The 14,613-nt window shown below is 44.4% G+C and carries 14 protein-coding genes and 1 tRNA gene; 4 read left to right on the top strand and 11 right to left on the bottom strand.

The window, feature by feature from the left end; genetic code table 11:
* Window positions 1-62: 62 nt before the first annotated feature.
* From WC441_03100 to fmt, 5 genes are all read right to left on the bottom strand, one after another.
* Window positions 63-1,097, bottom strand: coding sequence for a hypothetical protein (locus WC441_03100; GenBank protein MFA5163492.1), 1,035 nt, complete (start codon window positions 1,095-1,097; stop codon window positions 63-65).
* 72 nt (window positions 1,098-1,169) lie between these two features.
* A complete protein-coding gene (locus tag WC441_03095) occupies window positions 1,170-2,330 on the bottom strand; it encodes a hypothetical protein (protein MFA5163491.1) in 1,161 nt (386 codons plus the stop codon).
* A 147-nt stretch (window positions 2,331-2,477) separates the two neighbouring features.
* Window positions 2,478-2,552: transfer RNA gene (locus WC441_03090), tRNA-Glu, on the bottom strand.
* A gap of 49 nt (window positions 2,553-2,601) precedes the next feature.
* Window positions 2,602-3,105, bottom strand: a complete 504-nt coding sequence (locus WC441_03085; protein MFA5163490.1) for an NUDIX domain-containing protein — start codon at window positions 3,103-3,105, stop codon at window positions 2,602-2,604.
* A gap of 1 nt (window position 3,106) precedes the next feature.
* The gene (fmt, locus tag WC441_03080; protein MFA5163489.1) at window positions 3,107-4,051 is read right to left on the bottom strand and encodes a methionyl-tRNA formyltransferase; all 945 of its coding nucleotides are present in this window, start codon (window positions 4,049-4,051) and stop codon (window positions 3,107-3,109) included.
* A gap of 39 nt (window positions 4,052-4,090) precedes the next feature.
* Here fmt and WC441_03075 point away from each other — a divergent pair, with 39 nt between their 5' ends.
* On the top strand, window positions 4,091-4,711 hold the full coding sequence (locus tag WC441_03075; GenBank protein ID MFA5163488.1) for a DedA family protein: 621 nt from the start codon (window positions 4,091-4,093) through the stop codon (window positions 4,709-4,711).
* 47 nt (window positions 4,712-4,758) lie between these two features.
* Here the strand turns inward: WC441_03075 and def are convergent, their stop codons facing one another.
* The 4 genes from def to WC441_03055 are packed head-to-tail and all read right to left on the bottom strand — an operon-like array spanning window position 4,759 to window position 7,767.
* Window positions 4,759-5,229 (bottom strand): peptide deformylase, encoded by a 471-nt coding sequence (def, locus tag WC441_03070; GenBank protein ID MFA5163487.1) that lies wholly within the window; start codon window positions 5,227-5,229, stop codon window positions 4,759-4,761.
* A gap of 13 nt (window positions 5,230-5,242) precedes the next feature.
* Window positions 5,243-5,497, bottom strand: coding sequence for a hypothetical protein (locus WC441_03065; protein ID MFA5163486.1), 255 nt, complete (start codon window positions 5,495-5,497; stop codon window positions 5,243-5,245).
* Window position 5,498: 1 nt separating this feature from the next.
* A complete protein-coding gene (locus WC441_03060; protein ID MFA5163485.1) occupies window positions 5,499-6,293 on the bottom strand; it encodes a class III extradiol dioxygenase subunit B-like domain-containing protein in 795 nt (264 codons plus the stop codon).
* A gap of 4 nt (window positions 6,294-6,297) precedes the next feature.
* Window positions 6,298-7,767 carry a hypothetical protein gene (locus tag WC441_03055; protein MFA5163484.1) on the bottom strand — a complete coding sequence of 490 codons (1,470 nt, stop codon included), beginning with the start codon at window positions 7,765-7,767 and terminating at the stop codon, window positions 6,298-6,300.
* Window positions 7,768-7,905: 138 nt separating this feature from the next.
* Between WC441_03055 and WC441_03050 the strand changes: the two genes are divergently transcribed.
* Window positions 7,906-8,358 (top strand): hypothetical protein, encoded by a 453-nt coding sequence (locus WC441_03050; protein ID MFA5163483.1) that lies wholly within the window; start codon window positions 7,906-7,908, stop codon window positions 8,356-8,358.
* Window positions 8,359-8,423: 65 nt separating this feature from the next.
* On the opposite strand, the gene WC441_03045 is transcribed toward WC441_03050, so the two are convergent.
* A complete protein-coding gene (locus WC441_03045; protein MFA5163482.1) occupies window positions 8,424-11,060 on the bottom strand; it encodes an AAA family ATPase in 2,637 nt (878 codons plus the stop codon).
* A gap of 166 nt (window positions 11,061-11,226) precedes the next feature.
* On the opposite strand from WC441_03045, the gene WC441_03040 reads away from it, so the two are divergent.
* Both WC441_03040 and WC441_03035 read left to right on the top strand, forming a co-directional pair.
* On the top strand, window positions 11,227-11,592 hold the full coding sequence (locus WC441_03040; protein MFA5163481.1) for a hypothetical protein: 366 nt from the start codon (window positions 11,227-11,229) through the stop codon (window positions 11,590-11,592).
* A gap of 2 nt (window positions 11,593-11,594) precedes the next feature.
* Window positions 11,595-14,291: an ATP-dependent Clp protease ATP-binding subunit gene (locus WC441_03035; GenBank protein MFA5163480.1), complete on the top strand. Its 2,697-nt coding sequence runs from the start codon at window positions 11,595-11,597 to the stop codon at window positions 14,289-14,291.
* Between the two features lie 119 nt (window positions 14,292-14,410).
* On the opposite strand, the gene WC441_03030 is transcribed toward WC441_03035, so the two are convergent.
* Window positions 14,411-14,590: a hypothetical protein gene (locus WC441_03030; GenBank protein MFA5163479.1), complete on the bottom strand. Its 180-nt coding sequence runs from the start codon at window positions 14,588-14,590 to the stop codon at window positions 14,411-14,413.
* Between the last annotated feature and the right edge of the window lie 23 nt (window positions 14,591-14,613).

Raw genomic sequence — 14,613 nt, 5'->3', positions numbered from 1 at the left:
GCGGTACCTCATCATAGTCGCCGTGTAAGCGGCTGAGGATTTTTCAAAGAGCGATTTTAGTATTAGTAACGGAAGACCAGATAGGCGCTAGCTATCCGGCTAAGAAGATCATATCTCAATTCGACGATGGCCTGTCCGTTTTTGCCTTTCCAAGCTTTATAAGCTTCAAAGGAGGGGGCGAGCCGCAAGCTGTTAGCTTGTCCTTCAAGGAGGGAGCTGTTTATCCCGACGGCTAGGCGGAAGATATCATTGCCTATTCTTTTTCCCATCATCAATTCGTATGTCTGGTTAGAGCCGGTACGGCGTCCTTCTAGTTTTAGGGAGTATTCGCCCTTAGCGCAGATGGGCGAAAAATGTTTGTAGTAGAAAACGGGGACGACTAGATAGCTCGTGCCTTCTAGATAGAGATCCTGGTTGAAAAAACCCTGGTTAATTTCACCCCAACCGAATTGGGAGCGCCACCAAAAATTTTTGGTTTTTGGCTGGTAGTTAGTGAAAGTGAAATTGCCAAAATGTTTCTGGTTCTTAGTGCCGAAGAAGGCCCAGTAATCCCGGTCTTGTTTGCCGAGAGCGATATAGAAATTTTTCGGGTGGTAGGCGATCCAAGCATAACTGGCATACTTCGGACCGATCTTTTCACCGAACAGCGAATGATAGACTAAACCATAGGCTTCGATTGTCAGCTGGGGCCGGGATAGCCTGGCGCCGGCATAATCAATCGGGTCGTTAGCTTGGCTGCTCATCCGTCCAGCCTCCAAAGTGGCTTCAAAATTTTTGTAGCGGCGTTTGGCCCAGACATCAAGGACGAATTGGTCATCACGACCGTTATCGCCAATCTTGACGATCATGGCGTTTAGGGAGGAGAGGGAATCGGCCCAGAAGGCGGGGAAGATTAAGCCGATGACATCTCGGCCGTTTGCTTTGTAATCGTATTTGAAGCTAAACTTGTCGGTCTTAACTTCAATCCTTTGGGTACTGATTTGCTCAGAAACGCTATCGGCGACGATAGTGCTTTCCAGATTGATATTCTGGCCAAGGATTTGGCCGGAAATCGTAATTGATAAGAGGCTGATGATTATGCTGATGATTTTTTTCATTTTTTCCTTTGACTTTGATTAATAATTGTTTAGTTCGCGTTTTCTTAACTAAGAACACGCGTTTGGCAATCATTAATCAAACAAAGGAATCGGGTCGGGATTTTTCAGGAACCCGGGAAATTTTTCCTGGCAATTAGCAACTAATAGCCTGCTAGCTAAAGCCAGGATAATCGGTCGGTAATCATCAAATACTAAGGCCGGCGAGGCAGTTGGAGTTTGACTGTAGTCAATCTGTGCCCCTTGGTCACCAGGCGGCGCGTTAATCTTTATTTCCGTTTGAATGTGGCCGTCTAGATTCGCATCTACTTTGGTTTGGGCTTTAGTAATAGGAGTGACAATCAGGAAGAGTAGTGTTACCGCTAGAGCTGGCATCAGGCTTTGATGGCGGTACAGTCCGCGCTGGTCTAGATAATGTCTGTAATCGCGGAGCTTGAGGCGGCTGTTAGCAAAGCGGCGGATGTCAGCTAGCTCATCTTCGGAAATCAAGGCGAAGATGTCTGTCTGGCGCCGGCGGAACTCTACCTGTAAAGCTAAGGCGCGGAAATTGTCCCGCGATAGCTTATACCAAACGCGTCCGATGGTTAAGGGATAGAGCAGAAGACAAATCAGGAAGCTGAAAGGATTCTTGATCCGTAGGCTGTTTTTTTCTTGGTACCACCAAAGCCAAAGAAGGCTTAGAGCGAGGAAGAAATTCTTCAGGTAAAAATTGCTTAACCAGGATAGGAGGCTTACTAGCTTTGCGTGCCAGTAACCCGGTTTGTCCATTTGGGCTTGTAATTCCTGTTCGCGTCGGCTAGATCCTGGCTCCAAAGTTTCTTGGGAGCGGCTCCTGGCATCTTCTAGTTCAAACAAAGCATCTCTATATGCTTGGTCGGAACTATGTCCACGCAAATTACTTAAGTTACGGGTAAATGTTCCCATTAACTCGGTCAGGGTATTATTAACCGCCAGGACAGCGCTCCGGTCGAAGTCATTATTCTTTTCTTTCAGCCTGATGGCAGTCAAATCAGAAAAATATTCTTCGGCCAGGTAGTTAGAACCTAAGGCTTTGGCTTTTTGGATCTTTTCATTTAAAAATCTAATATCTTCTCGACCGCCATCTGCTTTGCAGGGAGGGGGCGCTTTTTGTCCAGCTTGATGAAAGCTTTGGGTGACAAAATAAAAGAAGTGGAGATTATAAAGGAAAAGTCCAGCCAAAACGATCTTAATCAATAAAGGCAGGATTTTTTTCATTTTCTAGTTTTTTTATTTAGTTTTAAAGAAATATTGCCTAAGGATAGACAATCGCTAATTTTAGCATGATTATGTTTTTTTGTCAATAATAACCTTGTATTTAATAAAATAAAAATCTCCATTTATATAAATGGAGATTTTTATATTTGGCAGCCCCTACGGGAATCGAACCCGTCTTACCAGGATGAGAACCTGGCGTCCTAACCGATAGACGAAAGGGCCAAAAAGTCTTGCAAGAATAGGATATCAATATTCTAGGGCATAATCAAGATTAGTCAATTTTTAAGGTTTCTCTGGCTTTTTTAAGAAAAGCTAGGTCCCTTTTTTGGATAAAATTGCCTTCATAGTTGTCCGGCCGTTCTTTCTCCATCTGGGAGATAGCTTGGTCTAATTCCAGCCAGACTAGCTTAAAGCCCTCGAGCGTTTCTTTTTCAGTAAAATTAGGTTTGCCTTGGGAGGTTATTTTTCCTAAGTAGCAATAAGAGGTTTGTTTTAGTTTCCAGCGAGAGCGGAATTCGATTATCTTTCCTAGTTCGCCGGTAATCTCTGCTTGGCAGCCGGTTTCTTCTTCGATCTCCCTAGCCAAAGCATCCGTTATTTCTTCTCCCTCTTCCAAGCCTCCTCCAGGCAGTTTATGAAATCCGTGTTTAGAGACGAATAATAGGGGGATGAAGCGGGAATCGTTAAAGAGGATTGCCCTGGCGGCTTCTCTTATATTAATTTCTGAGGGGTTATCTGGGTATTTCCCGTCTTTTATTTCTAAGATAGTTTCCATCTTATTTGATTAGATTTTTATAACCATTCATGAAAGCTTGGCTAGTGATGGGATTTTTACCTTCAATTTTCAAGCTTATTATTGCTAGGGCGTCTTGTTCGCATTGGAGTCCAAGTTGTTTTTGGTGTCTGAAGAATTGGCCCGGTTCCGTGAATCGTCCTTTTATAATCTCTGTGTCTGTTTTTAAGATTTGTATTTTCCTGTTCTGACCATCAGGTCCAGCTAATTCAAACCAGGCTGTAGGCCAGGGATAGAAAGCGCGGACCATTTTTTCTATGTCAGCGGCCGCTTTAGAGAAATTTATTTTCCCGTTTTCTTTTTTGGTAATTTTTACATAACTTGCCCCAGCTTCTTCCTGTTTTCTCTCCTTTATCTTGCCGGCAATATAATCTTTTAGCGTCCGGGTGATTATTTTTCCGCCGAGATCACCCAGTTTACTTCTCAAGGATTCTAAATTTTCCTCAGGCGCTAATTCTATTTCCGCTTGTTCAAGAATCGGGCCGGTATCTAAGCCGGCTTCCATTTTCATTATCGTCAGGCCGGTTGTTTTATCTCCATTTAATATCGGAGCCTGCAGACAGGAAGCGCCTCGGTATTTTGGCAGCAGCGAAGCATGGAGGTTAATGCAAGCATATCGAGGAATGTCTAATATTTCTTGAGGGATGAGATGGCCATAGGCCACCACGACGATCAGGTCGGGAGACAATTTTTTTATTAGATCCGTTTCGGTTCTAATCTTTTGAGGTTGGTAGCAGGGCAATCCATTTTTGATAGCTATCTTTTTAACCGGCGGTTCGCTAAGAGTTTGCTTTCGGCCTACCTTTTCATCCGGGTTAGTAAAAACCGCGACGACTTCGAAACTATTATCGGCGATGAGACTGAGAAGGGGTTTAACGGCGAATTCCGGCGTGCCCATGAAAATTGTGCGAATCCTAGGGTTAGACATAAATTTTAGGCGATGCTATTATATGAAAAGATTTTATTTATGTTTAGCAGTTTAGTCAATACAATCTTGGATATCTTTAGTCAGATCGGCTACGGCGGGATAGTGGTTTTGATGGCGATTGAAAGCTCGATTTTGCCCTTACCCTCGGAAATTGTCATTCCGCCGGCGGCTTACCTGGCCGCTGACGGCCGCTTTAATATTATCTTAATTATCTTAGCCGGGGCGATTGGTAGCGTAATCGGCGCTTTGATAAATTACGCCCTCGCTTATTATTTGGGCCGGCCGGTGGTTTATCGTTTGGCTAGTACTAAATGGGCGCGTTTTATCTTGGTGACACCGGAAAAGATTAAGAAGGCTGAAGACCTGTTTTTGACTAGGGGGCGGAGTGCGACTTTTATCGGCCGCTTGTTTCCGGTCGTGCGCCACTTAATATCCATCCCGGCTGGTTTTTCTAAGATGCCCTTACGGCCTTTTATAACCTATACTTTTTTAGGGTCCTTCTTGTGGGTTTCGATCCTGGCTGTTTTAGGGTATTTTTTGGGAGCGAACAAGGAACTGTTGGAAGAGTATTATACGGGCATCTTTTGGACTCTAATCATAATTTGTTCCTTATCCCTAGTTTATGTTTATTACCATCGCCGCCGGAAGAAGAATAATTAACCTGATAAAAGACCGCCTGCTGGCGGCCTTTTTTGAAAAGCAGAATACTATTTTTCTAAGCGGTCGATAAAGAGAACGCCGTCTAGATGGTCTGTTTCGTGCTGGATGACCCGGGCTAAGAGATTTTCAGCCTGGAGTTTTTGTTTCTGCCCCTGGCTATCAAAATAGAGACAGCTGACTTTCTTGTGTCGCTTGACTGGTCCATAGATTATTTCTCCCTGAGGACCTAAGACTGATAAGCAGCCTTCTTCGCCTATTTCCTGAGCCCAAGAACGACGGGTGATCTTCGGGTTAATCAGGAAAAGATTCTTTCCATTGTGGGCGATAACGATTAGTCTGATGTTTTTTCCGATTTGCGGGGCGGCTAGGCCGGCGCCATCTTTTACGATCATGGTTTTTTCCATATCTAGCAAGAGTTTTTGTATTTCCGGATCTTTAATTTTTGATAAAGAAATCTCGGCGGATTTTTTTCGAAGTATGGGGTTGGGGTGGGTTATTATTTTTAGGACTTTGGCCATAGATGATTAATTTTTATTCTTGATCGATAATTTTAAAGAAGTATTTCCATTTTTGCCCGCTCTGGCATAATTCCTTAGTGTCAATCAGGGCTTTTTCGATGATATGGGGCGACTTGTCTTTGCAAACCTTGAAAACGGCTGAGCGTTTGAAGTTAGGAATGCCTAATTCTTTGATGATCCTCAAGGCTAGGTCTTGCCAGGGATAGGCGGGCGCTTTGATATTTTTTTTATTTTTCAGGATGTCTTGGAATGAATTAAAATCGGACATATCATTTTAGTAAGAAGTCCATGCTTAGGTAGCCGATACCGAAATCGGTCTGGTAGGCTAGCACCTTGGCTTCATGCGGGAAATTTTCCAAAAGGCCAGTTAAGATGACAATCGCTTTCAGGCCGCACTCTCCGGCATCCTTGCTTAGGTTCGCATCAATTTTGAGCAGATTATCCCGTCCATTCTCTGGGTCGTTTAGGTATTCGATTATTTTGTTATCGAATTTAGCTCCTTTGGGTGAATAACCGGCCGGGGAGCTTTTTTTGAGGCGGTGGGAAAGGTCGCCCGAAGCGATGACGGCTATATTATTAGCTTGGGTCTGCAAGAATCCACCCAAGAGCAAACCGAAACGGTGGTGAGTTTCCAAATCTAAGCGGGAGTGATAGATGATTATAGTCTTTAATTTAGGGATAGCGGCTTGAAAGAGGTGCAGGGGGATGGCGCTACCGTAATCAGTCGGGTTGACAGTAATTTGTTGGATGGGAAAATCCTGCTTGAGGGTCTGCTTAAGATGATAGGCCAAAGCCGTATCACCTGGGATTTTTTTATTATTCAAATAACCGAATTGGCTTAAGTCTAAGGAAAAATCAGGGGCGATGTTAATCGTAAAGAAATTATCTTGGATCGGACCATGCGGTGACAGGATGACGATGGTGTCAACTTCTTTTTCTTGGCAATCAGCAATGATTTCCTGATAAGCATCCCTGGTTTTTTGTAATAGGCTTTGGTTACTTTTTCCTATTTCCGGTATAAGTAAAGGGGAATGGGGCAGGAGAGCAGCTTTGACGATCGGCATAATTTTAACTGTTAATTAGACTGCCCAGTGGGTAATGATAGAGAAGTTGGGGAGAAATGTTTAGGATATTTTCCACTTTATAACCCAGCTGTTTCAAAGCTTCGAGACTGGCGAAAGGCCTTTTCTGTCCATTAGAGATAAGATAGACCGTTTCGTTGGAATTAGATTTGACCAGAGCGCCGTCGTCTAAAAGGATCGGGTCGATCGTCTTGTAGTTCTTTAATTCTTTATCGTTGGTTTTGATGATTTTTTTGCCTTTGAATTTTAAGTCGATTATCTGTTTATCTAAGATAGGCGCCTTGTTTCCATTTTCCGCGAAATAAATGCCACCAGTTTTAGTGTCTTGCAGTAGAGCTCCTAAGGGATAGGTGGAAGTGGCAGTAATGTTCGGACCATCTTGGTAGGCCGCTAATTCCTCCGTGGTCGCATCGATTATCTCTGCCGGGTTGAAACCTATTTTCTTAAAGACCGGCCAACTGACGATGCCTCTTTTCTCTTTGCCCACTAGAAGATAGACATTATTCTTAGGTGATTTTACCAGGGAGTAGTTAGGAAATTTAATCGGGGTGCCGGAGGCGTAGCTGTCTAAAGTCCCTAGGTCGACCGTGATAATCTGGTTAAGATTGAATTGAGAAAGGAGGACGGCTTTGCCAGCGAATGGGCGTTTCTTTCCGCCTTCAATTAAGAAGACGCTATTATCGCCTTTGACCTGAAGCAGCGAACCGTCGGGGTAGCGCTGGATTTTGGTCGGGAAATATCTTTGCCAGATCTTATAAAAATTGTAATTGCCGTTGAAAACGTGCGGGGTATAATTGTATAAAGCAGCTGTTGCCCGGTTGCTGGGGGTGACCGTTACCGGATCGCTGGAAATGCTGCCGTAATTATTTTTGAAGATGTAGGTCTGTCCGGCTTTGTAAGAATAATTTTGCGGTTCATTCATGTAGGCTAGGAATTGGAGCGAAGCACTGTTAACTTGCTTGCCGAAGCCCTTGTAATAAGGGTTGCAGGCCAGGCTATCGGGGCAGCCATAACCAGTCGCCCAGTCGAGCCGGGATTGGCTGGGGCTAGGGTCTTCGATTAAGCTGGCTTCTTTCTGCAGCAGTACTAATAAGAATTTAGGGTTAATCGTGGTGATGTGTCGGCATTTCAAAGATTTTTCTGCCTCGGTCGGACTATCGCTCAGGGCGACGCCGCTGCAATCAAAGTTATTATTAGCAGCATCATAGATTATTTCCGCCGCTGATTTCAGGGTTCCGTGGGTATTTAAAGTCTGGTAATTAGCTAAGTAGCTCCCCTTGTTCCTAAGGAAGTTTTGGATTTCTTCTAGGCTTAGGCTGTTGTATTGGTATAGGTCTTCGTCTGAAATGATGTAATTAGGATTGAAATTAGGGTCAATCACTCCTTGGGCCTGGGCACTTAATCCCCATAAGCCAACAAACAAAATAGCCAAGATGATGGATTTTTGATATTTCATAATTATTTTATTTACTCCCTTCATTATAATATATTTGTGGTTTTAAGACAAAGTATTGACAATCGACAATGATAATGGTTAAATTATTTATTACCTGGTTCTTTTTAAATTCGTATTATCAATAAAAAACTATATACCATGAAAAGATTAATCGCTTTTTCCTTAGTTGCTGATTTTTGCTTGATCATCTTGTTTTTCCTTCTGACCCGCTGGGTTTTCAGCGCCGCTGCCTTCTGGATAATAAATTTGCTTTTGTTTTGTCTAGTCTTATTTTTTGAATATGACGGGGACAAAGCTTACCGCTTAGTACTCATTCCGACCCTGCTACCGGTGATATCTTTCAGCGGTCTAGATTTCGTGAATTGGTTCATTGGGTCTCCTATGATCGCCTGGCCCTGGCTGTATATCAGTACTCTCGTGGCCGGCGCCCTGGTGTGCAGACTTTTCAACCACTTCGTTCTGGAGGATGCTTATTTCAGGGAGCTCAAATATTCTAGCGGAATTAATCGCTTTAAGCTTATCGCTTTAGCGGCTACTAACCTGCTTCTCGTTTCTTTGGCAATCATGGTTATCATTGATCATTATGAATAAAGCCTAGCGGCAAGAATTACAAAAACCCTGTTTCTGAGAAAACAGGGTTTTTATGAATCGGATTTTTATGCCACCTTCAGAGAAATTTTTTCCCGTTCACCCAGGTCAATCCTTACTTTATCGCCAGCATTGATCTTGCCCTCGATTATTTCTAGGGCCAGTTCGTCTAAAATCAGGCTTTGGATAACTCTTTTTAGAGGTCGGGCACCGTAGCTGATATCATAGCCTTTCTCGGCTAGTAATTTTTTTACTTTAGCGCCGATTTTAAGCTGGATGTTTTTCAAGTTCAAGCGCGCCTCCACCTTGCTTAGTTCTAGATCAACAATCCTTTCTAAGGCATCCGAGCTCAAGCTCTTGAAAAGCACGATTTCATCGATCCGGTTCAAGAATTCTAATTTGAAATTTTCTTTAAGTATCTTGTCTATTTTTTCTTTCATTTCTTCGGTTCTGATAGTCTGGCTCCTTTCTTGGTCCGAGTGGTCGCTAAAACCGATGGAATATTGTTTGATGACCTCATTGCCTAAATTGGAAGTCATGATGATGATGGTGTTTTTGAAGTTGACGACACGGCCTTTAGAATCCGTCAGTCGGCCGTCATCCAATATTTGAAGCAGGATATTAAAAGTATCGGGATGAGCTTTTTCAATCTCATCGAAGAGGATGACGCTGTAGGGGTGACGCCTTATCTTGTCGGTTAATTGTCCGCCTTCGTCATGGCCGATGTAGCCCGGAGGTGAACCGATCAATTTTGAGACGCTGTGCTTTTCCATGAATTCGCTCATATCTAGGCGGATTAAAGCGTTTTCGTTGTTGAACATGAATTTAGCCAGAGTCTTAGCTAGTTCAGTCTTGCCGACACCACTAGGGCCGATGAACATGAATGAACCGATCGGTTTTTTTTCTTCACTGATTCCAGCGCGGGAACGACGCAGGGCATTAGCGACCGCCTTGATCGCTTCATCTTGGCCGATAACTTCCTGGCTTAACTCTTGCTCAGCCTGACTGAGTTTTTTGATTTCGTTTTCCAGCATCTTATTGACCGGCACTCCGGTCCAGCGCGCTACTACCTTGGCGATGTCTTCTTCATCTACTTCTTCCTTTAGGATCCTTTGTCCTTTTTTCTGTATTTTCAGGAGTTCAGCTTGCTGGATCTTTATGGTCTGTTCTAATTCAGGAATCAAACCGTATCTTATCTTAGCCACTTCAGTTAAATCAGCTCCCTGGCGCTGGATTATTTCCGCCTTAATCTTCAAGTCATCAATTTCTTTCTTGGAGTTTCTAATCTGGGAAATGATATTTTTTTCGTTGTTCCAATGCAATTCCAACTGGCTCGCCTGTTCTTTCAGCTTGGCCAGTTCGGCGTTGATGGCACGAAGTTTGGGGGATTTATTTTCTTGGCTGATAAGCCCGGCTTTGTTAATCTCTAGCTGTTTGATCTTTCTTTTGATCTGGTCGAGTTCATCAGGCATGGAATCTATCTCCATACGCAGGGAAGAGGTTGCTTCATCGATCAAATCAACCGCTTTATCCGGCAGAAAGCGGTCGGAAATATATCTTTGGGATAATTTAGCTGCGGCGATCAAGGCGTTGTCTGTAATCCTGACGCCATGATGGACTTCATATTTCTCTTTTAAGCCGCGCAGCATATCGATCGTATCCTCTAAGCTCGGTTCGGATACGTAAATTGGCTGGAAGCGTCTTTCTAGGGCCGCGTCGCGCTCGATATATTTTTGGTATTCCTTGGTTGTAGTGGCGCCGATAGTCCGGAGATCGCCACGTGCTAAGGCTGGTTTAAGCATGTTGGATGCGTCCATTGAGCCTTCGGAAGCGCCAGCCCCGATTAAAGTATGCAATTCGTCGATGAAAAGTATGATGCGCCCGTTCTGGTTTTTAACTTCTTTAAGTACGGCCTTCAGGCGATCCTCGAACTCGCCGCGGAATTTAGCTCCGGCGACCATCGCCCCTAAGTCTAGACTGACTATTTCTTTGTTTTTTAAATTTTCTGGCACATCACCAGCCACGATTCTCTGTGCTAAGCCCTCAACGATGGCGGTCTTGCCGGTTCCAGCTTCGCCGATCAGTACCGGGTTGTTCTTGGTGCGGCGCAAGAGAACTTGCATGATGCGGCGGATTTCCGTGTCGCGCCCGATGACCGGGTCAAGTTTTTCTTGGCGCGCCAGTTCGGTCAGGTTGGTAGTATATTTTTCCAAGACTTTGAACTTGTTTTCCGGAAAAGGATCGGTGATAGTCTGGCCGCCGCGAAGTTCGTTTAAGATAGTCTTAACCGTTTCATAGGCGACCTTGAATCTTAACAAGATATTCTGGGCATTAGAGGGAATACCGATCAGGGCTAAAAAGATGTGTTCGGTCGAGATGAACTCATCGCCTAAGCCGTCAGCCTCTTTTTGAGACCGTTCTAAGATGAAGGCAGTCTCGTTAGTTCCGGAAACGGTCTGGATGGGGCCGGGATTCTTCGGGGTGTTAGTGCGAGGTAGTTTCTTTATTTCCTCGGCGGCATAGCGTTCAATCATTTCCGGATCGATTTTCATCTTTTCTAGGATTGAACGAACGATGCTTTCGTTCTGGCCCAAGAGGGAAAGAAGAATATGGAGAGCCTCAATGTTGGCTTGGCCGTTTTCATGAGCGATTGCTTGGGCGTTGATAATCGCCTCTTGTGATTTATCGGTAAATTTATTAAACATATTGATATTTTTATAGATATTATTCGCTTAGTTTTTAGCACTCTTTCGCTTTGAGTGCTAAATTAAATATAATATAGCTCGCAGAGCTTGTCAATCCGGTTTTCAAGCTGTCGGTTTTTTTATTTTATGGTATAATAAATTTAGCTAGATTAATTATCGAGTTCTCATGTTTAAGCACAATTTTTTGACTTACGGCGCCAAAGTTTCCCTGCAGGTGGTCTGGGAGTTTTTGTATTTTCCTCTGTGGTGGTACACGCTTGGTTTTTGGCGTTTTGCCAAGAAGGTTCTCGAATTTTGGCATAACCAAGAAGCCGCCTTGGGTTTTTTGGTTTGGGTCAAGAACATTTTTGTGCCGATGTACGGCCAGCATGATTTCGCCGGTCGCATGATCAGCTTTATCATCCGCTTGATCCAGATAATTTACCGCGGGCTAGCTATGCTGGTCGTCTTAGTTATCGGCGTGCTGGCGCTAGCTGTTTGGTTGCTATTTCCCGTCGGACTCTTAGTCGCTATCATTTTGCAATTCTTATAATTATGGCCGAGTCTAAAGATAAAAATGAACAGTTTGTCGATTCTCTCCAGTTTAAAGCCTATGGTCGCTGGTGGTCCGGCTTATTTTTATATTGTGAATTAAATCTGAAGCCGCTCATGGCCGCTTTGCAAAAATCTAAGAACCGCTTAGATCGCCTGGTTAATGGTATCAGCTATGCTATCGCCGTCTTTGGTTGGATCAGCTTGGTCCTTTGGTTCTACCAATATGGCGCCCATTTAATAAATTCCTGGCAAAGGCTGTTGCTTTTTTGGCGCGAACAGCACGTCTTGGTTCTATTTTTCTTGCTGTCTCTGTGGTTTGATTTATTTTTAATCTACCGGCGGAGCGAGCGTCGAGCTAAGACTAAGAAGATAAATTATAAATATTTTAAGGAATTGCTTGATAATCCTAAGCCGCTAACTGATGCCAGCGATAAATATAACGTCGCCCAGGCTTTAAACGAGGATAGCCGCTTGGCTCTACAGGAAGCCTATGCTTTAGCTAGCCGTTTCGGCCAGCCGGAAGTCAGGGCAATTCACCTATTTCGGGTTCTGTTAAAGAACAAAGATGTCCAAAATGTCTTTATCCGCCTTAAGGTCGATGCGAAAAAGCTAGTAGAGAAAGTTGAGAAGCATTTAGTGGACCCTAGTTTAAAAGAAAGCGCGGATTGCCGGGTAGCCCCAGCTTTGCAGGAAGCTTTGATATTATCATTTATCGAAGCGCATAGCTTGAAGTTACCCAGTATCGACGTCCTTTCCTTGCTCATGTTCTGCGATCAGAAGGATGAGATGCTGGCGGAAATATTATTTGATTTAGAAATAAACCATAGCAAAATTGCTAATGTTATCACTTGGTTCCGGGTTAACCAGCAGCTAATCGATAGCTACCGTAAGTTCCGCAAGATGGCGGCGCTCAAGCCCGGTTCTGGCATGAACCGTTCTTATACGGCCGTCGCCACTCCCACCTTAGATCACTTTTCTCATGACCTGACTTTAGCTGCTAAATATGGACGTTTAGAAATTTGTGTCGGGCGGAAAAAAGAGATCGAAGCGATCTTTGAGGCTTTTGCTAGCGGGCATAATGGCGTCCTTTTGGTCGGTCAGCCCGGTGTCGGCAAGAAAGCGATCGTCGACGGCGTTGCCCAGCTTATGGTCCAGGAAGATGTGCCCAAGTTTTTAAAAGATAAACGTCTCGTGGAAATAGATTCGCCGGCTTTAGTTAGCGGCTCGTCTCCGACCCAAGCTCAAGAGAGGCTGCTGACAGCCATCAATGAAGTTAATCGGGCCGGCAATATCATCCTATATATTTCCAATATCGAAAATCTGGTCGGCATCAGCGATGGCGGCGAGGGTAGTCTCGACCTCTCGGAGGTTTTGGCTGAAGCCGTGCAGAGGCAGAATGTTTTTTGTATCGCGACCGCGACTACGGAAAATTATAGCAAGCATATTGAGAATAGATCTTTAGGCCAAGCCCTGAGCACGATCGGAGTGAAGGAACCATTGGCCGACCAGGCGATTCAGATAGTGGAGAGCAAGGTAGCCTGGTTTGAAAATAAATATGGCATCTTTTTTGCTTATGACGCGATTGAGGCAGCCGTGGATATGTCCCACCGCTATCTCCATGATCGTTTCCTGCCAGTTAAAGCTATAGACTTACTACAAGCCGCTGCTTCCAATGCCGCTAAGGCCGCCAAGGAAGATCCGGAACGTTCGATTTGTACTCGTGAAGAGGTGGCCCAAGCGATCGCTGAGATGACCGGCATCCCAGCTAATAAGATTAGCGCTAGTGAAGGCCAGAAATTGTTGCAGTTGGAAGAGAGCCTGCATAAAAGGATGATCGGTCAGGAAGAGGCTGTGGAAGCAGTGTCCAATGCTTTGCGCCGCGCTCGCGCCGAGCTGCGCGATAGCCAGCGTCCGATTGCCAGCTTCCTTTTCTTGGGTCCGACCGGCGTGGGTAAGACGGAATTAGCTAAGACGGTTTCAGAAGTATATTTCGGCAACGAAGCTTATATGATTCGGCTCGACATGAGCGAATATCAGTATGCCGATAGCGTCAGGAAGATGATCGGTGATGTTAACGGCATTACCGGTTATTTGACGGAAGCGGTGAGGAAGAAACCCTTCGCCCTCGTCCTCTTAGACGAAGTGGAGAAAGCGCATCCAGATATCTTAAACCTGTTTTTGCAAATGTTGGATGATGGCCGTCTGACCGATGGCCAGGGGAGAACGATTAGTTTCTCTGAATCTATCATTATCGCCACCTCGAACGTGGGGGCTTTGTATATCCAGCAAGCCATTAAAGAAAAAGCGGATATTTCTGTAATTAAGCAGAATCTGATCGATAATGAGTTGAATAAGGTGATGCGGCCGGAATTGATTAATCGTTTTGACGGCATTATCGTCTTTAAGCCTTTAAGTGAAGATAATGTCTTTGCTATCACTAAGTTGATGCTCAAGAAATTCAAGAAGAATCTGGAGGGGCAGGGGATAGATTTGAAGGCTGACAGGGAGGGGGTTTTAATCTTATCGAAATTAGGTTATGATCCTAAATTCGGCGCCCGGCCCTTACGCCGTCTCCTCCAGGAGCGGATCGAAGATGTGGTCGCGGTTAAGATTATCAACGGCGAACTGAAAAGGCGTGACGCCGTCTTGATTAATGGACGAGGCGAGGTAGAGATTGAAAAAGCCCCTGCTCTCTAAAACGAAAAGAAAGGCACAAGTATAAAATCAATTGTTTGATTATATATTCATGCCTTTCATTTTTTTAATCGCGCCTGGATTTGTCGGGTGGTAGCGATATGGCCCGATTTAGCCAGGGTTTAAGTTTTTCTGAGCAAGCCTTTTCGGCAACAGGAAAGTTGGAAGTTAAATTTTTTGATCCGGTCAGGATCAGGGGAGGTTTTCTTCCTTTCTTGTTCCAGTTTCCTGTTGATGGCTTCCAGATTGTTTGTAATCTGGATGGCAGCTAAGCCCTTCTTTACATCTTCCGGTTCAGTCATGCTTCTGATTTTTTAGGTTAATA

The organism is Patescibacteria group bacterium (genome assembly GCA_041651355.1).
Taxonomy (GTDB): domain Bacteria; phylum Patescibacteriota; class Patescibacteriia; order Patescibacteriales; family UBA12465; genus JAPLVX01.
The sequence above is the reverse complement of the archived record's forward strand: the minus strand, read 5'-3'. Positions and strand labels throughout refer to the sequence as shown.